Source organism: Segatella sinensis (assembly GCF_040095255.1).
Classification (GTDB): domain Bacteria; phylum Bacteroidota; class Bacteroidia; order Bacteroidales; family Bacteroidaceae; genus Prevotella; species Prevotella sinensis.
Genome location: NZ_JBBNGE010000058.1, coordinates 1 through 17,615, shown reverse-complemented (window position 1 = coordinate 17,615; position 17,615 = coordinate 1). Strand labels below are relative to the sequence as shown.

Below are 17,615 nucleotides of genomic sequence, written 5' to 3'. Positions count from 1 at the left end.
GAACAGAGAAGTTAAGCTCACTTGCGCCGATGGTACTGCAATGCAATGCGGGAGAGTAGGTAGCCGCCTTCTTTTATTTATTTTAACCTCGATTACGTCCTGTAATCGAGGTTTTTTGTTTATTCACCTTCTATTTAACATAATAAAGAGGCTCATATTTCTCGTATTTTTGGTGAACTGTATGATTGCCTGAAAATATGAAAAATATGAGCCTTAAAAAAACGCAACAATTTTGCTCTTTAGGTATAAGTATATTCCATTTTCTCTTGGGTATTAATTCTCCTTGATGAATACCAAATTCTTAGGAATTTTAACCCATTTACGATTTCGCGCAATCTTGATGCTGCTTCCTTCTTTTTGCTGGAGCTCGTAAGTGCCATCTGAGAGTAAAACTAGGTCAGCCACAAGATCTTCGCTTCCATAATCATTAATAATGGAGAGGTGAGCTATCTTGCCATCTACATCCGCATCAGTGATCAGCCATTTTCTGCTATCCAGTCTATCTCCAAAGTAACCAGGCATCTCTCCAAATACTTCCTGCCCCTGAACTTTGAGATTCTTGTGATAGAAGTCGATGCTCATATAGACGTTCAACTCCTTGTTAGTCAGTTTGCCTTTGAATAAAGTACTATCGTTTTGTGCCATGCATACTATGCTGATAAGGCACAATAATGTTATTAAAAATCTTCTTTTCATATATAAAATTCTATTAACTGCACAAAGTTATTCATTTAAATCAAGAAAACGTTATTTTTTTTATGATTTTAATGAGATATATTTGTTTTTTTGCAAATATTTACCTATCTTTGCGGTGTTTTATTGATATTTATATGGAAAAGAACAGATTATTTCCAGATTATATATTTGAGTCTAGCTGGGAAGTGTGTAACAAAGTTGGTGGTATATACACTGTTTTGTCGACACGAGCTCTGACTCTTACGGAAAAGTTACAGGACCGACTCATATTTATTGGTCCTGATTGTTGGGGAGAGAAGGTAAATCCTTATTTCTCTGAGGATGATACGCTTTATGCGGAGTGGAAAACAGAAGCTCTTAAAGAGGGCTTGAATGTAAAGGTAGGTAGATGGCAAATCCCTGGCGAGCCTGTGGCAGTCTTGGTAGATTTCCAACCTTATTTTGAACAGAAAGACCAAATCTATGGCCAGCTTTGGAATGATTATCAAGTGGATAGTCTTCATGCTTATGGTGATTATGATGAGGCATCCATGTTCTCTTATGCTGCTGCATTGGTTGTAGAAAGTTTCTATAAGCATGTTGTGGGCAAGGGTAAGAAGGTTATTTATCATGGAAATGAATGGATGACCGGTCTTGGCGTGCTCTATGTGAATAAGCATTTGCCAGAAGTTGCTACTGTATTTACTACACATGCTACTAGCATTGGTCGCAGTATTGCAGGTAATAATAAGCCTCTCTATGACTATCTTTTTGCCTATAATGGCGATCAGATGGCACAGGAGCTCAATATGCAGAGCAAACATTCAATTGAAAAGCAAACCGCAAAGTATGTTGATTGCTTTACTACGGTAAGTGATATTACAGCCAATGAGTGTAAGGAACTCTTGGATAAGCCTGTTGACTTTGTATTACCTAACGGATTTGATAATAGTTTTGTACCTAAAGCTTCTACATTCACTAAGAAACGTAAGGAGGCAAGAAAGCGTTTGCTCGATGTAGCTAATGCATTGATGGGTACCGACTTGGACGATGATACACTTATTGTTTCCACCAGTGGTCGATACGAGTTCCGCAACAAGGGCATTGATGTCTATATCGAGGCGATGAACCGTTTGCTTCGCGATAGCAATTTGAAGAAGAATGTTTTGGCATTCATCGATGTACCTGGTTGGGTTGGTGATCCACGTCAGGATCTTCTTGAGCGTTTGGAAAGTGGAAAGAAGTTTGATACTCCACTTGAAGTTCCAGAGATTACCCATTGGCTGCATAATATGAGTCATGACAATGTCTTGGGTATGTTGAAGTACTTCAATATGCATAATAACAAGGAAGACAAGGTTAAGTTGATATTCTTGCCTTGCTATTTGACTAGCGATGATGGTGTCATCAACAAGAGTTATTATGATGTCGTTTTGGGTAATGACCTCTGCATCTATCCTTCTTATTATGAACCATGGGGTTATACTCCATTGGAGGCTGTTGCATTCAAGGTGCCATGTATCACCACCGACTTGGCTGGCTTTGGTCTTTGGGCGAACTCAGAGAAGGGAAGTTATAGCGAGATAGAGGATGGTGTGAAGGTAATTAAGCGTACCGACTACAATTATTCAGAGGTAGCTGATGCTATCAAGGATACTGTAGCCAAATACTCTGGTATGACCAAGACTCAAGTGAACAAGTGCCGCAAGAATGCCGAGAAACTCTCTGAAAAGGCATTGTGGAAGCATTTCATCGAGTATTATTACGATGCCTATGACTTCGCATTGCGTAAGGCAGAGGACCGTATGAAGTAATAAGAATTCTCTCTCTCTTAATAGTGAGAAATCACGATGTAATTAATGAGATATAAATAGTTTAATATAAATCGAAACACAATGAAAATTAAAGCAGACTATGCTAATGCTCCTCAATGGAAGGAGACTACTATTAAGTCTAGCCTTCCGAAGGAATTGAAGTGCTTGGACGAGATTGCTCACAATATGTGGTGGGCATGGAACTATGAGGGTCGTGACTTGTTTAAGAGTCTCGATGCTGATTTGTACGAGAAATGCAACGCTAACCCAGTATTGCTTTTGGAGCGTTTGAGCTACGATCGTAAGGAGGCCATTGTTAAGGATAAGGAGACAATGGCTAAGGTTAAGAACGTCTACAAGATGTTCCGTGAGTATATGGATGTGAAGCCAAACTCAAAGCGTCCTTCTGTAGCATACTTCTGCATGGAGTATGGTATCAACCAGGTGGTTAAAATCTACTCTGGTGGTCTCGGTATGCTTGCTGGTGACTATATGAAGGAGGCTTCTGACAGCAACGTGGATATGTGTGGCGTTGGTTTCCTCTACAGATATGGTTATTTCAAGCAGTCTTTGAGCATGGATGGTCAGCAGATTGCCAATTATGATGCTCAGAACTTCAATTCTCTCCCTTTGGAGCGTGTTCTGGATGAGAATGGCAACCCTGTTGTCATCGATGTACCTTATATGAACTATCAGGTTCACGCTTATGTATGGCAGATGAACGTAGGTCGTATCAAGTTGTATCTCCTGGATACAGATAATGATATGAACTCAGAGTTCGACCGTCCTATCACTCACTCTCTCTATGGTGGTGACTGGGAGAATCGCCTGAAGCAGGAAATCCTGTTGGGTATCGGCGGTATCCTGACATTGAAGAAACTTGGTATCAAGAAAGATATTTATCACTGCAACGAGGGTCATGCTGCTCTCTGCAACCTGCAGCGTCTCTGCGATTACATTGAGGAGGATGGCTTGAACTTCAACCAGGCTCTCGAGTTGGTTCGCGCTTCTTCTCTCTATACTGTTCACACTCCAGTGCCAGCTGGTCATGACTACTTCGACGAGGCTCTCTTCGGTAAGTACATGGGTGGCTATCCACAGCGCCTTGGTATCTCTTGGGATGAGTTCATCGGTATGGGTCGTGAGAACGCAGACGATCACAACGAGCGTTTCTGCCTCTCTACATTCGCTTGCAACACTTGCCAGGAGGTTAATGGTGTAAGTAAGCTTCACGGTTGGGTAAGCCAGCAGATGTTCTCTAACATCTGGAAGGGTTATTTCCCAGAGGAGAACCACGTAGGTTATGTAACCAATGGTGTTCACTTCCCAACTTGGACAGCAACAGAGTGGCGTAAGCTCTATGATACATATTTCGACAAGAACTTCATGAACGACCAGAGCAACGAGGAAATCTGGCATGCCATCTACAATGTTTCAGATGCAGAAATCTGGAATACCCGTATGACATTGAAGAAGAAGCTCGTAGCTTATATCCGTGAGAAGTTCACACAGACATGGTTGAAGAACCAGGGTGATCCTGCTCGTGTAGTATCTTTGCTCGAGCGTATCAATCCTAACGCTCTGATGATCGGTTTCTGCCGTCGTTTCGCTACTTACAAGCGTGCTCACTTGCTCTTCACTGACTTGGAGCGCTTGTCTAAGATTGTTAACGATCCAGAGCACCCAGTATTGTTCTTCTTCTCAGGTAAGGCTCACCCTGCAGATGGTGCAGGTCAGGGCTTGATCAAGAAGATCTTCGAAATCAGCCAGCGTCCTGAGTTCCTTGGCAAGATTATCTTCCTCGAGGACTACGATATGACTTTGGCTCGTCGCCTGGTTTCAGGTGTTGATATCTGGATGAATACTCCTACACGTCCATTGGAGGCTTCTGGTACATCTGGCGAGAAGGCTGAGATGAACGGTGTTGTCAACCTCTCTGTACTTGATGGTTGGTGGGTAGAAGGTTACCGCGAGGGTGCTGGTTGGGCTCTTCCTGAGAAGCGTACATACCAGAACCAGGGTTACCAGGATCAACTCGATGCTGCTACTATCTACAACCTCTTGGAGAACGACATCATCCCAATGTACTACAACAAGAACAAGGAAGGCTTCAGCAAGGAGTGGATTCAGGTAGTAAAGAACTCTATCGCTACTATCGCTCCTCACTATACAATGAAGCGTCAGTTGGATGACTACTATGATAAGTTCTACAACAAGGAGGCTGCCCGCTTCAAGAAGTTGAGCGCTAACGACAATGCTTTGGCTAAGGAGATTGCACTCTGGAAGGAAAGCGTTGCTGAGCGTTGGGATGGTATCCACGTAGTATCTAAGGATGACAGCAAGTTGATGGCTGCTGAGACAGGTCAGAAGATCAAGGTTCAGTATGTTATTGATGAGCAGGGGTTGAACGATGCAGTAGGCTTGGAGCTTGTTGTATTGAAGGATCAGCCAGAGAATGGTAAGCAGATCTATGCTGTTTATCCATTCAAGATGGTTGGTCATGAGGGCAACAACTTTACATTCGAGGCTGAGATTGAGCCAATCAATGCTGGTTCATTCAAGACAGGCGTTCGTATGTATCCTAAGAATGAGAAGTTGCCACATCGTCAGGACTTCTGCTACGTTAAGTGGTTGGACTAATAGGATAGCGGATTTCTATTCGCATCATATAAATATAATGAATCCTGCAGCTCGCATAGAGGTGCAGGATTTTTTTTGTTTCTTTTCTCGGATTAGAAAGAAAACCGGGTATTATTTGTAATCAGAAAATAGAAGAAGAATCAGAAAATAAACAAAAGAAAAGGAGCCTTCCCGCTCAAGAAGAGTAGGGAAGGCTCCTTTTTTTGTTTATATATAATAATGTGGGAATTTTTATACGAGATACTGAGAAGAAATACTCTCGTTATCCTCTACGCGGCGGATAGTCTCAGCAAACATATCCGCGATGGTGAGCTGCTTAACCTTGTCGCAACGCTTGGTGTAAGGGATTGAATCTGTGAAAACAATCTCCTCGAGAGCAGAATGCTGTACGCGTTCCGAAGCAGGACCACTCATTACGCAGTGAGAAGCACAAGCGCGAACAGTCTTGGCACCAGCCTGCTTCATAATATCAGCAGCCTTTGTGATAGTACCTGCGGTATCAACCATGTCATCGATGATGACTACGTTCTTGTCCTTTACATCACCAATGATCTGCATGCTGGCAACTACATTTGCGCGAGCACGAGTCTTGTTGCAAAGTACGAGAGGGCAACCGAAGTATTTGGCATAAGTGTTGGCACGTTTAGAACCGCCTACGTCTGGAGAAGCAATTACCATATCCTTGAGGTGCAAGCTCTGCAGGTATGGCAGGATAACGCCAGAAGCATAGAGGTGATCTACTGGAACATCGAAGAAGCCCTGAATCTGGTCTGCATGGAGGTCCATGGTGATGAGGCGGTCAATTCCGGCAACGCTAAGCAAGTCGGCAACCAATTTGGCACCGATGCTGACACGTGGCTTGTCCTTACGGTCCTGACGAGCCCAACCGAAGTAAGGCACAACAGCGATGATGTGGCGAGCTGATGCACGTTTGGCAGCATCGATCATCAAAAGTAACTCCATCAAGTTGTCTGAATTAGGGAAGGTACTCTGCACGAGGAATACGTCGCGACCGCGGATAGATTCCTCGAAAGAAACGCCAAACTCACCATCAGAAAACTTGGTTACTACCAAATTACCCAGTGGGCAACCTAAACTAGCGCAGATTTTCTCTGCAAGGTATCTCGAGTTAGTACCTGAGAATACCAAATAAGAGTTCTTGTCACTCATTTCCTTTAGTGTTTACGTGTATTAATAGTTATGTATTATTCTAGATGATATATATATGAATCATTGCGAATTGGTTTTTAGCTGATAGCTTTTCTCAGTCTTTCGAAATGCTGAATCAGCTCCTTGAAGTCAGTCTCATTATGGATATCAAAGCGGTTCCAGATGTCTCCGCAGATTACCACGCCTCCAAATCCCAGGTCTTTGGCCATTTTGAGATTTTCCAGGCTCATGCCTCCCAGGGCGTATACCTTTTTGTCTATGAGACCAGCCTTCGCAGCCATCTCTAACTGCTGTGTAGAGAATGAGGATTTCTCGTCTTTGAATTCGATGCAGTCGAATATGTTTTTCAGAAAAACATAGTTTGACTTCTTCTTCATCTCCTTCAGCTTTAATAGGTCAGTACAGGTGCGGCTGTATTTGCCCTTGTAGCCATCAGGGACAGGAGCAAGAGGATCATCGATGTGTATTCCCGCCAAGTCGTATTCCTGCTTGAGGTAATAATGGTCGTGAACCGTAACCTTGCGTCGGTAGTCTTCTGGCAATAAAGTGAGCAAGCGCTCAGAGTATATGGGCGATGAACCTGGCTTGAAGAGATGCAGGTTGTCCATCCCCTCGTCGAACAGCGAGGTGAGTATCTTATCTTCCTCCACAAAGAATGTGGACTTGGTCATTATTGCTAATTTCATTGTCAAAATGCATTTTATACTGCAAAAGTATTAAAAATTTCGCAATCCTGCAATTATATCGGGATAAAAAGCTATCTTTGTACCATAAAATTAATATTTATCAAGAAATGAGAGTAAATTTATCGACTTTTTGTGAGATTCACACCCCAATTTATGTTTTGGAGGAGGAGAGACTGAGACGCAACCTGAGTCTTATCAAAAGTGTGGCAGAACGTGCCGATGTGGAGATTATTCTTGCCTTCAAGGCTTATGCCCTGTGGAAGACTTTTCCGATTTTCAGAGAGTACATCCATTCTACTACGGCGAGTTCTTTGAGTGAGGCGAAACTGGCTTTCGAGAAGTTTGGAAGTCCGGCGCATACATTTTCGCCGGCTTATACGGATTATGAGATTGATGAGATAGCCCGCTGTTCGAGTCATCTTTCGTTCAACTCGCTTTCTCAGTATGAGCGTTATCATGAGCGTGCCCGATTGGTAAATCCGGAAATCAAGTACGGATTGAGAGTGAATCCTGAATATTCTGAGGTGGAGACCTTATTGTATAATCCATGTGCTCCGGGAACCAGATTTGGCGTATCGGCAGATAAGTTGCCGGAAACCTTGCCTTCCGACATAGAGGGATTCCATTGTCATTGCCATTGCGAGAGTGGGGCGGATGTCTTTGAACGCACATTGGCACATATCGAGGAAAAGTTTGCTAAATGGTTTCCGCAGTTGAAGTGGATTAACTTTGGAGGTGGCCACTTGATGACTCGCAAGGATTATGATGTTTTACACCTTATTAATATATTAAAGGGATTTCATGCCCGTTATCCTCATCTGAAGGTTATCCTGGAGCCTGGTAGTGCCTTTGGATGGCAAACCGGTCCGTTGGTAACCCAGGTAGTAGATGTGGTAGAAGATAAAGGTATCAAGACTGCGATTATCAACGCCAGTTTTACCTGCCATATGCCAGATTGTCTCGAAATGCCATATATGCCGGCAGTGAGAAATGCTGAAACTTTGGAGGTTGAAGACCCGATGAAGGCTCCGGAGGGCGAACATATATATAGAATAGGTGGCAATAGTTGCCTGAGTGGTGACTTCATGGGGTACTGGAAATTCGATCATGAACTGGAAATTGGCGAAAATGTCATCTTTGAAGACATGCTCCACTACACCACAGTGAAGACAAATACCTTTAATGGCATCACTCATCCGGCTATCGGAATCGTAAATTTGGACGGAAATTTGGAAATTTTGCGCGAATTTGGATATGAGGACTATCGCGATAGGATGGATTGATGACTGGGAAATTGATGAAGTTTGTCCCTAAAATGGACGAATAATGCTTGAAATACGCCTAAAAATGCACGTTTTTCCCCTAAATTGAAGAAAAATGTGCATTTTTTATAAAAAAAACGCTGAAAAATTTGGTGGGTTCAAAAAAATGTAGTACTTTTGCACTCGCATTCAGAGGAACGCTCCTATGAAAGTTAGGAAATAAGCGGAAATAGCTCAGTTGGTAGAGCACAACCTTGCCAAGGTTGGGGTCGCGGGTCCGAGTCCCGTTTTCCGCTCGAACATTTTGGACAATATGTCATTCTGTATTAGGTATGGAATTTCAAGGTAATGGAGAGGTGGCGGAATTGGTAGACGCGCTACTTTGAGGGGGTAGTGACAATTGTGTCGTGGGAGTTCGAGTCTCCTCCTCTTCACTTCTTGAAGTTGTACAAGCGGAAATAGCTCAGTTGGTAGAGCACAACCTTGCCAAGGTTGGGGTCGCGGGTCCGAGTCCCGTTTTCCGCTCCATTCTTTTACGTACCTAGTTAAATGAGGATATGTATTTTGAGCCCAAGTGGCGGAATTGGTAGACGCGCACGTTTCAGGTGCGTGTGTTTCACAACGTGCAGGTTCGAGTCCTGTCTTGGGCACTGATGTTCAAAATGGCATCTAAATGTTGGAGAGGTGGCGGAATTGGTAGACGCGCTACTTTGAGGGGGTAGTGACAATTGTGTCGTGGGAGTTCGAGTCTCCTCCTCTTCACCATTTTGATATTTTTTTTATTAGGCGGAAATAGCTCAGTTGGTAGAGCACAACCTTGCCAAGGTTGGGGTCGCGGGTCCGAGTCCCGTTTTCCGCTCTATTCTATTTGAAAATAGAGAAACATACCTATTATGAATTTATATTTAAGATATTTTGATCAGGAGACATTAGTAAATAATGTCGATGAAGCAATAGATTTTTTGAAAGGTATCCCGGAAATTGGTATGGATGCTGAGCTAGAGGCTGATATTAGAGATTACGCCGCTAGCGATGTTTGCTATCCTAAACGTTATAAAGTTCGTCCTCGTATTTATTTCATAGTTATCAAGACGGCTGCTGCTACGATGCAGGATTTCAAGGATAAGAAGGCCTTGCGTTCGTCTGCACCTGCAGAACGTCAGGAGAATCCTGTGATGCTGAATCTTACACAGGAGTTGGCTGGCTGGTACGAGGGATCTTTGGATTTCAAGCGTGTTGTGATGGTGCCTGCTACGGGAAAGTTTGAATACCGAGATACTCATTTCGTGGCTCATGTAAAGGCTATGTCGGGGTTGGATTGCTACACTCGTATTGTAGAGCACTTGAAGGAGAGAGTTGACTCTCGTAGTCAGTTCCCTTCAGCTAAGGGTAAGAATTTCCATTTCCGCTATCTGGGAATGTGGAAGTAAAAAGATAATTATTAGAAAACTATGAATAAGGTAATGTTGATTGGTAATGTGGGCAAGGAACCTGTTGTGCATTATTATGATGCAGATCAGGCGGTAGCTCAAGTGTCTTTTGCGACAACGGAGAAAGGTTACACCCTGGCTAATGGTATGCAAGTACCAGATCATACCGATTGGCATAACCTCGTGTTCTTCCGTGGTCTTGCAAAGGTGGTGGAGAAGTATGTACACAAGGGCGACCGACTCTATGTGGAAGGCCGGATCCGCTATCGACTCTATGATGACAAGCAGGGTAAGCGACATAATATCACAGAGATATACGTTGATAATATGGAGATGCTGACCTCGCGGTCGGGAGCTTCAGCTCCAACTTCAGCTCCTGCTTCATCTTCTACTCCATCTCCTGCAGAGACTACTGAGAACAAAGATTTACCATTTTAAATTTTAAGCTCAGAAATTGGATATATCGACCATAACGGATGCTTTTAGTGATGTGCTGCTCTTGCAGCCATCTACTGGTGTTTTTGTAGCTGCTATATTGGCAGCTATCCTGCTTGGTATGTCAGCTTTTGCCAGTGGTTCCGAAATCGCTTTTTTTAGTTTATCACCAGCGGATATTGCGGAACTGGAGGACGAGAAAACTGACTGTGACAAGAAAATTCAGATGTTGCGTGAGGATTCAGAACGTACATTGGCTACCATACTGATAACCAATAACTTTGTGAATGTCACCATTATCATGCTCCTCAACTATGTTTTTGCCGGAATCGTGGAGTTTGGTCCTAAAGCCTATTGGCTTCAGTTCCTTATCATCACCGTAATCCTTACATTCTTACTTTTGCTCTTCGGAGAGATTATGCCTAAGGTTTATGCCCGACAGGATCCTCTCAAGTTTTGCCGTAGATGTGTGGGCGGCATTATGTTTGCACGCAAGGTGTTCTGGGCATTGGAGAATGTACTGTTGAAGAGTGGAATCGTTGCTGAAAAGATTATACAGAAAGAAAATCATGTCCTGAGTGTGGATGATTTGGAACAGGCTCTGGAACTCACCGACAAGGAAGATATCAAGGACGAACAGAATATGCTGAAGGGTATCATCCGATTTGGTGATGAAACAGCCAAGGAGGTGATGACCACCCGTCAGAACATCGTTGACCTGGATATTCGCAGCACCTATCCTGAGGTGTTGAAGTGTATTGTAGAGAACAACTATAGTCGTATTCCGGTATATCAGGATAATACGGATAATATTCGTGGTGTATTGTATATCAAGGACTTATTACCACATCTTTCAAAGGCATCCAACTTCCGTTGGCAGAGTCTGATCCGTCCTCCTTACTTCGTTCCTGAAACCAAGAAGATAGATGATCTGCTTCGCGAGTTCCAGGAGAATAAGGTTCATATCGCCATTGTGGTAGATGAGTTTGGCGGTACTTCCGGTATCGTTACCCTGGAGGATATCCTGGAGGAAATCGTTGGCGAGATCAATGATGAATATGATGAGGAGGAGAAGTTCTATTCGAAATTAAATTATAATACATTTATCTTCGAAGGCAAGACCTTGCTTTCAGACTTCTGCAAGATTCTGAATGTAGATGACGAAGAGTTCGAGGAGGTTGAGGGCGATGCTGATTCCCTGGCTGGTCTGCTCTTGGAAATCAAGGGTGATTTCCCAAGCATGCACGAGAAGATAGATTATAAGAACTATACTTTTGAGGTGATGAATATCGAGGAGCGCCGCATCAGCAAGATCAAGGTGACGGTACATCCGGTAAGAAACGAAGAGGAGAATTCTTCCAGGTAGTTCATCCTCCTTATATTTGTAATATTTTGATTATATAGTATGGCAGTTGTCAATATACGAGAAGTTTATCCGGGAGTGAGTCTGGGCTTGTGGCAGATGGATGAGACTGTAGAACAGTTGTTTGAAGCATATCCTCTTCTGCAGGCTTACCGTTCCCAGATGGAAGAGAAATATAAGAACGATGGCAGGAAACTGGAGTTTCTTGCCATTCGTGCATTAATGTATGAGATGCTCAAGACGAACGGAGCTCCCAAGGGCTTGCTTTCTCATGCGGGTGACATTACCCACAACGAGGCTGGAAAGCCATTGTTCCGTGGTTATCATATCAGCGTTTCGCATACCAAGGGTTATGCTGCGCTTATCCTTTCCAAGAATCAGGAAGTGGCGGTAGATATCGAATACTTCAGCGATAGGGTAGAGCGCATCGCTTCCAAATTCCTGCGAAAGGATGAGAAGGCGGAAGATCTGGATGCCAAGCTGGTGCATTGGTGTGCCAAGGAAACGGTCTTCAAGTTATTCTCAGAGGAAAAACTGATGTTTGAGGATATGCGGGTAAAGCCATTTGATACGATGGCAGACTGGTCGTGTGATGTGGAGAATCTCAAGAGCAGAAAGACGGCGCATGTGGATTTCGAATTAACCATGGAGTTTGTTCTTACCTATGCTGCGTTGTAGTATCCTGACCATCTTCCTGGCATTCAGTCTGTTGGCTGGAGCACAGGATTGGAAAGTCGTGAGAGAGAATTCCCAAAAGGCTTTTCCGAAAACCGTGGCTGCGGGTAACTACAGTGGCATTGCTCATCTGCATGATGATATCTATGCGGTGGTAAGCGACAAGTCGGATAGTGCTCTGTATTTCAACTTCCGAATTCAGGTGAATCCCAAGACCGGCGAACTGGAACGGGTAGAGAACCTGGGTTTTACCGAGAGAACAGATGGAACTCTGAACGACGGCAAGCCTTGGCTGGGGCTGGAGAAGGGATTTGACCATGAAGCCATCGTGAAGGTTTCTGATTCTACCTTGATGATAGCAAGTGAAGGATATTGCCGTTTAAAGGAGTTTCCTATTCTGCCTACTTCGGCAGATGCTGCCAAGATTGGCTATCAGCAGAACCTTTGGGAAAGCAGATGGTCTTCTTCTGATTTTTATCCCAATTATAATTTTGAGTCTCTGGCTTTTGATCCCGTCCATCAGTATCTCTGGACGATATCTGAGAGCACGCTCCGCAAGGACGGACAGCCTGCTACTCCTCAAAACGGATTGGCCAATCGGCTTCGTTTGATGAGGCTTAATTGGGGAAAGATGAAGGAAGATAGTAACAAGGAAGAGTATAGCGAGCAAGTGAGTAGCAAGAAAGACTCTCGTTATATGATGACCTATGCCTATCAGATGGATCAACCTTCTACCCATAAGAAAGCAGATATCTATGTGATGGGTGTGAGTGAGCTTTGCGTCTTGCCCGATGGGCAGCTTCTGGTTCTGGAGCGTGAGGCATTTATTCCTAAGATCAAGATAGGTGCTTTCTGCAAGTGCAAGCTCTATCTGATTAATCCTTTGAATTCTGAGGTATTTTCTATGAAAGAGAAGTTTTCATCAGATACTCCTTTCTTGAAAAAGAGATTGCTCACGGAATGGAAAACCGGCTTGTCTCTTTCCAAGCGTTCCTTTGCCAATTACGAAGGTATGTGTCTTGGTCCTATGCTGGAAGATGGTTCCCAGGTTGTCATCCTGCTGTCTGATTCGCAGGATCAATATGCTGGAGTATTGAAAGACTGGTTCAAGACGATTGTCATCAGAAAGGAATAAAGTTGTTATGACGTAATTCTCAATCTCGTCCATAACCATCTAGGAATGAGTCGCCAGAGGAAGACGAGGATATCATATCTCCAGTCTATCACCTTAACTTCCTTTCCGTTTTCGATAGCATTCACGATATGTTTCGCCACGTCTTCCGATTTGAGCTGCAGCGGATTGCTGCTGCCTGCGATGAGGTTGGTCTTTACGAAACCTGGTCGGATATCTGTGATGGCGATGGGGAGATGACGCATCCGTGCTTGCTGCGACAGGCATTCCAGATAATGGTTCTGGAATCGCTTGGTGGCAGAGTAAGCAGGAGCAGCACCGAGACCTTTGGTTCCGGCGATGGAAGTGATGCAGGCAATGCGGAAATTCTGATAGGCATGGTTTGCCTTCTTCTTACTTTCAGGAACAGAAAGTTCACTCTTATTGGTTGGAGTAGAAGACTGGGCGGCAAACCAGTTGAATGCAGTATCCACCATTCTCGTGAATCCCAAGCCGTTGGTTTCTAGGGTCTTCATTTCCTTTTCTATATCCAGCGAGTTGTTCTGCCAGCCAATGCCGGAACTATGGAAGTAGAGATCCATGCCTCCCAATTTATCGATGAGTTCGAGAAGTTGGGCAGGAGCATCGGGAGAAGTCACGTCTATTTGCTGGTAGCAGGTAATGCCGCCCTGCGAAATCAGCGCCTGCAATCTTTCGATTCTTCTTCCGGCGATTCCCACCTGCCATCCTTTTGCAGCAAGCAGTTTGGCCACTTCCATTCCGATGCCCGATGTGGCACCCATTACAATTGCTTTCTTTGCCATATAGTTCTATTATATAAGGTGAAGTCTCGATATTCCTATTTTATAAAGATGAAGTCTTGTCTAACACTATCTAAACATCTAAATCGCTTTTACTCTTCAGCAGGTCTTCCGCCTTCTTCACGCTTCCTGCTTTCAGAATCAGCAGCTTCACTTCCTCGTAATCCGTATATTCCGGATTGCGTTCCATGAAGATACGGCAGGCGCGGTCGATGAGTTTATGATTGATAAGCTTGGCGTTCACCATCTTGTTGCCTTCCACCCGTCCTTGTCGAATCTGGAGAGAAGTACTGATCATATCCAGAATCATCTTCTGCGATGATCCGGCTTTCATACGGGTACTTCCCGTTACGAACTCCGGTCCCGTGATGACCTCTACAGGATAATCTGCAGCCTGGGCGATGGGAGCGTGGGGATTGTTGACGATGCAACCCGTAGGAATACCTGCCTCCTTGCAATGCTGCAAGATGGAAAGCACGAATGGGGTTGTGCCGCTTGCCGAGAAGCCCAGCACGAAATCATGCTTTGAGATATGCTTGTCGCAGAGCTGATGCCAGCCATTCTCCAGGTCGTCTTCTCTTGATTCCCTGGTTTGTGTAAGGCAGCCGATGCCTCCGGGGAAGATGGCTTGTATCTGCGAACCGTCGATGCCATAGGTGTTCTGCACCTCGATGGTATCGAGCGTAGCCAGTCTTCCGCCTGTTCCGCAACCGGCATAGAAGAGTCTTCCGCCCTTCTTCAGCTGCCCTTCGATGGCGGAAATCAGTTGGTTGATGGCGGGTAATGCTTCTTCTATTGCCAGAGCCACCTTCTTGTTTTCTTCATTGATATGAGCGGTGAGTTCAGCTACGCTCATCTTTTCCAGATGTTCGTAGAGCGAGCTCTGCTCTGTTATTCTTTTTTCTTCTTTATTTGGCATATTATTTTATCTTTTGGTTGTAGATTACGAAAAGCTTGATTTCAGGCTATTTCCTATGGCTATAGCCGATAATCCTGATGCAGGTTTCTATTCTTCTGCCAGGAAATAAACCGGAGCATTGCGTGAACCTTCTTTAATCAGGAAACCGGATTTTTCCAGTTGCTTCAACCAGTTGAGTGCAGTCTGTTTGCGGATATGAAATTCCATTTCCAGGGTTCTGCGGTTGATGGAGCGATGGTCTTTCATATACTCTCTTATTTTCTCCTTCAAGGTATCTTCAGAGAAAGGGTAGGAGCGGGAAGTATATTGCGATTTCTCGAAATGAGTATGATGCTTCACCTGTTTCAGCAGGTCTTCATTGGGGCGAAACTTTATGCCCCTTACGCTAACGTAGTCGGCTCTCACCTTGCTGTCAGGCTTCAGTTCATCCATATCCAGATTTACCGAGAGTGAGAGGTATCCGATTTCCGGGATGTTGATACGCTTTCCATCCTGCAGGTCTTCTTCGATAATGTCACGCAGTTGCATGAAGACAGTAGCCACTTCTCCCTTTCCCAAACAGCTATGTTGGGCTATTCGTTCTATCATCTGCTTGTCTGTCATCGCAGGTTGCTCAAAGATATGGGCGAATCGGCGTGTCTCTTCATTTCCTCCAGCATTGGGAAGATAATGTATTTCATATTTTATAGCCATAGTTTTCTCAGTTTTATGTCAGCAAGAATAAAATTTTCTTGTTATCACCCGTTATTGTCTGGTTGACGTCGCAAAGATAAACAATTATTCTGAGAATCAAGAAGAAAAGAGGAAAGAAATACAGATAGAATTTGGAAATACTGTGATTGGCGGTTTGAAATGACAGAAAAAGTTGTTGGAAAAGATAGGATAAGTTGTTGGAAAAGATAGGAATAGTTGTCGAAAGAGATAGTATCGTCAGCCGCACAACAGCTGTTATGCAATCGCACATCAGCTGTTGTGCGGTTATCTGCCACGTGTTGTGCGCTCGTAAAGCGGCTGTTGTGCAGTAATTTTTGTAACTCCCTTTATCATATTACAATCCCTTCCTTTGTTACATTATGATTAAATAAGGTATGACGGTTTTCTTCCCATTCTTTTTGTGAGAATAGGACAGGATTGATAGTTTCATCAATATCCCATCCTAATTCTCTTAGTGGATAGGAATACTTGTCGTAATCTTGCAGAGTGACCTTTGGCTTGTCGAGAAGAATAAGAATGTCCCAATCGCTTCCTTCGTGTTCTGTACCTCTGGCGCGAGAACCGAAAAGGATAGCCTTTGCGTGAGGGTCTATCTCATACAATTGTTGTGCATCGCTTCTATAATTTGGTTCTTCTTCATACGCAATCATTCACTATTTCACCGCAAATTTATATACTCATTTTATTCAAGTTTCGCAAGTGAGGGAATTGATTGAAGTTAAAGAAGTTATCACTCCCTACGGTCGTTCGGGAAGTTAAGGGACAATAGTCTTCTAGCGTAAAACGTAGGACATTTGTCCCTTAACTTCCTTCTAACTTCCCTAACTTCACTTAACTTCCCCATATGCGAAAGTTCAGTCATTTTACGCCTTGTTGGCCAATGGCGCTGCCTGGGTATAGACTCTTGCGCCAAGCTCCTTGTCGAGCATGTATAGACCATAGCCGTTGTCCTTGATCATGCGAAGGTTGTCGATGATGTTCTGGGCGTTCTCTTCTTCCTCCACCTGCTCATCTACAAACCACTTGAGCATGCTCTGTGTGGCATAGTCATTCTCCTGGGTAGTGAGAGCGAAGAGGTTGTTGATGAGGGAGGTAACCTTCTGCTCGTGTGCCAAGGTTGACTCGAAGACATCCAATGGATTCTCCCATGTGGTAGGAACGGCATCTATAGCCTTCAATTCCACGTGACCGCCACGCTGGATGATATAATTGAACATAATCTTGGCATGGTCTTGCTCCTCCTGAAACTGAACCTGGAACCAGTTACCCATACCTGGGTTGCCGTTGGCATGGCAATATGCCGCCATAGACAAATATAGGTAAGCTGACCACATCTCTGCATTAATCTGGGCGTTGAGCGCCTCTTCTACTTTCTTATTTAGCATGGTTTTCTAAATTTAATGGGTTAGACTTTTTGTTTGTACCATATATGAAGAATGGCAATTCTTTGCCTTTTCTTACAAGCACATTGCAAAGTTACGGCTTTTATTTGAAATGACAAAAAATATTAAGAAAATTTTAATCTTGGAGGATTCAATTTCTGAAAGTATGGTTACTCAACTTTCGTACACGCGAAAGTTGAGTTAATTATCTATAATAAAACAATACCATAGAGCAATACTGCGTTAAATTAACATTTAATCGTCTGTAAATCAATAACTTATATTAAGAAATGCTTATGAAAACTTAACTATAAAAAGTTGGTCAAGTCGCTGATTTTCAGTAACTTTGTAGATTACGACAAATACAATATTACATGAATACAGGACTTGACCAATATATGGATATCTTTAAAGATGCAGTTGATGATTCGGCTGCAAAGTTAACAAAAAGTTTCGAGAAAATACTCATCGAGGTGATAATTTTGTTCATGGTAATACCAAGAAAGATAAATTTCACC

General features: G+C 43.6%; 16 protein-coding genes and 6 tRNA genes. 14 read left to right on the top strand and 8 right to left on the bottom strand.

The window, feature by feature from the left end; genetic code table 11:
- Positions 1–273: 273 nt before the first annotated feature.
- Entirely contained in the window at positions 274–696 is a 423-nt protein-coding gene (locus AAAT87_RS13090; RefSeq protein WP_427866575.1) for a hypothetical protein, read from the bottom strand.
- A 134-nt stretch (positions 697–830) separates the two neighbouring features.
- On the opposite strand from AAAT87_RS13090, the gene AAAT87_RS13085 reads away from it, so the two are divergent.
- Positions 831–2,489, top strand: a complete 1,659-nt coding sequence (locus tag AAAT87_RS13085; RefSeq protein WP_295025077.1) for a glycogen/starch synthase — start codon at positions 831–833, stop codon at positions 2,487–2,489.
- An 81-nt stretch (positions 2,490–2,570) separates the two neighbouring features.
- The gene (glgP, locus tag AAAT87_RS13080; RefSeq protein WP_295025076.1) at positions 2,571–5,129 is read left to right on the top strand and encodes an alpha-glucan family phosphorylase; all 2,559 of its coding nucleotides are present in this window, start codon (positions 2,571–2,573) and stop codon (positions 5,127–5,129) included.
- A gap of 231 nt (positions 5,130–5,360) precedes the next feature.
- On the opposite strand, the gene AAAT87_RS13075 is transcribed toward glgP, so the two are convergent.
- The gene (locus AAAT87_RS13075) at positions 5,361–6,299 is read right to left on the bottom strand and encodes a ribose-phosphate pyrophosphokinase (protein WP_295025075.1); all 939 of its coding nucleotides are present in this window, start codon (positions 6,297–6,299) and stop codon (positions 5,361–5,363) included.
- Between the two features lie 77 nt (positions 6,300–6,376).
- The gene (locus tag AAAT87_RS13070) at positions 6,377–6,985 is read right to left on the bottom strand and encodes a beta/alpha barrel domain-containing protein (RefSeq protein WP_089544501.1); all 609 of its coding nucleotides are present in this window, start codon (positions 6,983–6,985) and stop codon (positions 6,377–6,379) included.
- Between the two features lie 107 nt (positions 6,986–7,092).
- On the opposite strand from AAAT87_RS13070, the gene nspC reads away from it, so the two are divergent.
- The 12 genes from nspC (at position 7,093) to AAAT87_RS13010 (ending at position 13,285) form a co-directional block, all read left to right on the top strand.
- On the top strand, positions 7,093–8,268 hold the full coding sequence (gene nspC / locus AAAT87_RS13065; RefSeq protein ID WP_298529305.1) for a carboxynorspermidine decarboxylase: 1,176 nt from the start codon (positions 7,093–7,095) through the stop codon (positions 8,266–8,268).
- Positions 8,269–8,470: 202 nt separating this feature from the next.
- Positions 8,471–8,543: transfer RNA gene (locus AAAT87_RS13060), tRNA-Gly, on the top strand.
- 54 nt (positions 8,544–8,597) lie between these two features.
- Positions 8,598–8,681 (top strand) — tRNA-Leu (locus AAAT87_RS13055).
- An 18-nt stretch (positions 8,682–8,699) separates the two neighbouring features.
- Positions 8,700–8,775 (top strand) — tRNA-Gly (locus tag AAAT87_RS13050).
- Between the two features lie 40 nt (positions 8,776–8,815).
- A tRNA-Leu gene (locus AAAT87_RS13045) sits at positions 8,816–8,897 on the top strand.
- A gap of 28 nt (positions 8,898–8,925) precedes the next feature.
- Positions 8,926–9,012 (top strand) — tRNA-Leu (locus tag AAAT87_RS13040).
- 21 nt (positions 9,013–9,033) lie between these two features.
- A tRNA-Gly gene (locus tag AAAT87_RS13035) sits at positions 9,034–9,106 on the top strand.
- 34 nt (positions 9,107–9,140) lie between these two features.
- Positions 9,141–9,677 carry a hypothetical protein gene (locus AAAT87_RS13030; RefSeq protein WP_089544503.1) on the top strand — a complete coding sequence of 179 codons (537 nt, stop codon included), beginning with the start codon at positions 9,141–9,143 and terminating at the stop codon, positions 9,675–9,677.
- A 21-nt stretch (positions 9,678–9,698) separates the two neighbouring features.
- Positions 9,699–10,115, top strand: a complete 417-nt coding sequence (locus AAAT87_RS13025; RefSeq protein ID WP_118311961.1) for a single-stranded DNA-binding protein — start codon at positions 9,699–9,701, stop codon at positions 10,113–10,115.
- A 16-nt stretch (positions 10,116–10,131) separates the two neighbouring features.
- Positions 10,132–11,478, top strand: coding sequence for a gliding motility-associated protein GldE (gene gldE, locus AAAT87_RS13020; protein WP_296971740.1), 1,347 nt, complete (start codon positions 10,132–10,134; stop codon positions 11,476–11,478).
- A gap of 39 nt (positions 11,479–11,517) precedes the next feature.
- Positions 11,518–12,153, top strand: a complete 636-nt coding sequence (locus tag AAAT87_RS13015; RefSeq protein WP_349226641.1) for a 4'-phosphopantetheinyl transferase superfamily protein — start codon at positions 11,518–11,520, stop codon at positions 12,151–12,153.
- A complete protein-coding gene (locus AAAT87_RS13010) occupies positions 12,140–13,285 on the top strand; it encodes an esterase-like activity of phytase family protein (RefSeq protein ID WP_349226640.1) in 1,146 nt (381 codons plus the stop codon). The genes AAAT87_RS13015 and AAAT87_RS13010 overlap by 14 nt, the downstream gene beginning before the upstream one ends.
- Before the next feature lie 5 nt (positions 13,286–13,290).
- Here the strand turns inward: AAAT87_RS13010 and AAAT87_RS13005 are convergent, their stop codons facing one another.
- The 5 genes from AAAT87_RS13005 to AAAT87_RS12985 all read right to left on the bottom strand — a co-directional run bounded on the left by AAAT87_RS13005 (position 13,291) and on the right by AAAT87_RS12985 (position 17,100).
- The gene (locus AAAT87_RS13005) at positions 13,291–14,085 is read right to left on the bottom strand and encodes an SDR family NAD(P)-dependent oxidoreductase (protein ID WP_349226639.1); all 795 of its coding nucleotides are present in this window, start codon (positions 14,083–14,085) and stop codon (positions 13,291–13,293) included.
- A gap of 70 nt (positions 14,086–14,155) precedes the next feature.
- Positions 14,156–15,001 (bottom strand): N-acetylmuramic acid 6-phosphate etherase, encoded by an 846-nt coding sequence (locus tag AAAT87_RS13000; RefSeq protein WP_349226638.1) that lies wholly within the window; start codon positions 14,999–15,001, stop codon positions 14,156–14,158.
- A gap of 87 nt (positions 15,002–15,088) precedes the next feature.
- Entirely contained in the window at positions 15,089–15,694 is a 606-nt protein-coding gene (locus AAAT87_RS12995) for an HU family DNA-binding protein (protein ID WP_287561323.1), read from the bottom strand.
- A 350-nt stretch (positions 15,695–16,044) separates the two neighbouring features.
- Positions 16,045–16,365, bottom strand: coding sequence for a nucleotidyltransferase domain-containing protein (locus AAAT87_RS12990; protein ID WP_349226637.1), 321 nt, complete (start codon positions 16,363–16,365; stop codon positions 16,045–16,047).
- 213 nt (positions 16,366–16,578) lie between these two features.
- Positions 16,579–17,100, bottom strand: a complete 522-nt coding sequence (locus AAAT87_RS12985; RefSeq protein ID WP_134843744.1) for a ferritin — start codon at positions 17,098–17,100, stop codon at positions 16,579–16,581.
- Positions 17,101–17,615 lie beyond the last annotated feature (515 nt).

What these genes read in the sequence shown, in the direction of transcription:
- AAAT87_RS13090 (WP_427866575.1), bottom strand. Translation starts at nt 696, where the DNA reads ATGAAAAGAAGATTTTTAATAACATTATTGTGCCTTATCAGCATAGTA.
- AAAT87_RS13085 (WP_295025077.1), top strand. Translation starts at nt 831, where the DNA reads ATGGAAAAGAACAGATTATTTCCAGATTATATATTTGAGTCTAGCTGG.
- glgP (WP_295025076.1), top strand. Translation starts at nt 2,571, where the DNA reads ATGAAAATTAAAGCAGACTATGCTAATGCTCCTCAATGGAAGGAGACT.
- AAAT87_RS13075 (WP_295025075.1), bottom strand. Translation starts at nt 6,299, where the DNA reads ATGAGTGACAAGAACTCTTATTTGGTATTCTCAGGTACTAACTCGAGA.
- AAAT87_RS13070 (WP_089544501.1), bottom strand. Translation starts at nt 6,985, where the DNA reads ATGAAATTAGCAATAATGACCAAGTCCACATTCTTTGTGGAGGAAGAT.
- nspC (WP_298529305.1), top strand. Translation starts at nt 7,093, where the DNA reads ATGAGAGTAAATTTATCGACTTTTTGTGAGATTCACACCCCAATTTAT.
- AAAT87_RS13030 (WP_089544503.1), top strand. Translation starts at nt 9,141, where the DNA reads ATGAATTTATATTTAAGATATTTTGATCAGGAGACATTAGTAAATAAT.
- AAAT87_RS13025 (WP_118311961.1), top strand. Translation starts at nt 9,699, where the DNA reads ATGAATAAGGTAATGTTGATTGGTAATGTGGGCAAGGAACCTGTTGTG.
- AAAT87_RS13015 (WP_349226641.1), top strand. Translation starts at nt 11,518, where the DNA reads ATGGCAGTTGTCAATATACGAGAAGTTTATCCGGGAGTGAGTCTGGGC.
- AAAT87_RS13010 (WP_349226640.1), top strand. Translation starts at nt 12,140, where the DNA reads ATGCTGCGTTGTAGTATCCTGACCATCTTCCTGGCATTCAGTCTGTTG.
- AAAT87_RS13005 (WP_349226639.1), bottom strand. Translation starts at nt 14,085, where the DNA reads ATGGCAAAGAAAGCAATTGTAATGGGTGCCACATCGGGCATCGGAATG.
- AAAT87_RS13000 (WP_349226638.1), bottom strand. Translation starts at nt 15,001, where the DNA reads ATGCCAAATAAAGAAGAAAAAAGAATAACAGAGCAGAGCTCGCTCTAC.
- AAAT87_RS12995 (WP_287561323.1), bottom strand. Translation starts at nt 15,694, where the DNA reads ATGGCTATAAAATATGAAATACATTATCTTCCCAATGCTGGAGGAAAT.
- AAAT87_RS12990 (WP_349226637.1), bottom strand. Translation starts at nt 16,365, where the DNA reads ATGATTGCGTATGAAGAAGAACCAAATTATAGAAGCGATGCACAACAA.
- AAAT87_RS12985 (WP_134843744.1), bottom strand. Translation starts at nt 17,100, where the DNA reads ATGCTAAATAAGAAAGTAGAAGAGGCGCTCAACGCCCAGATTAATGCA.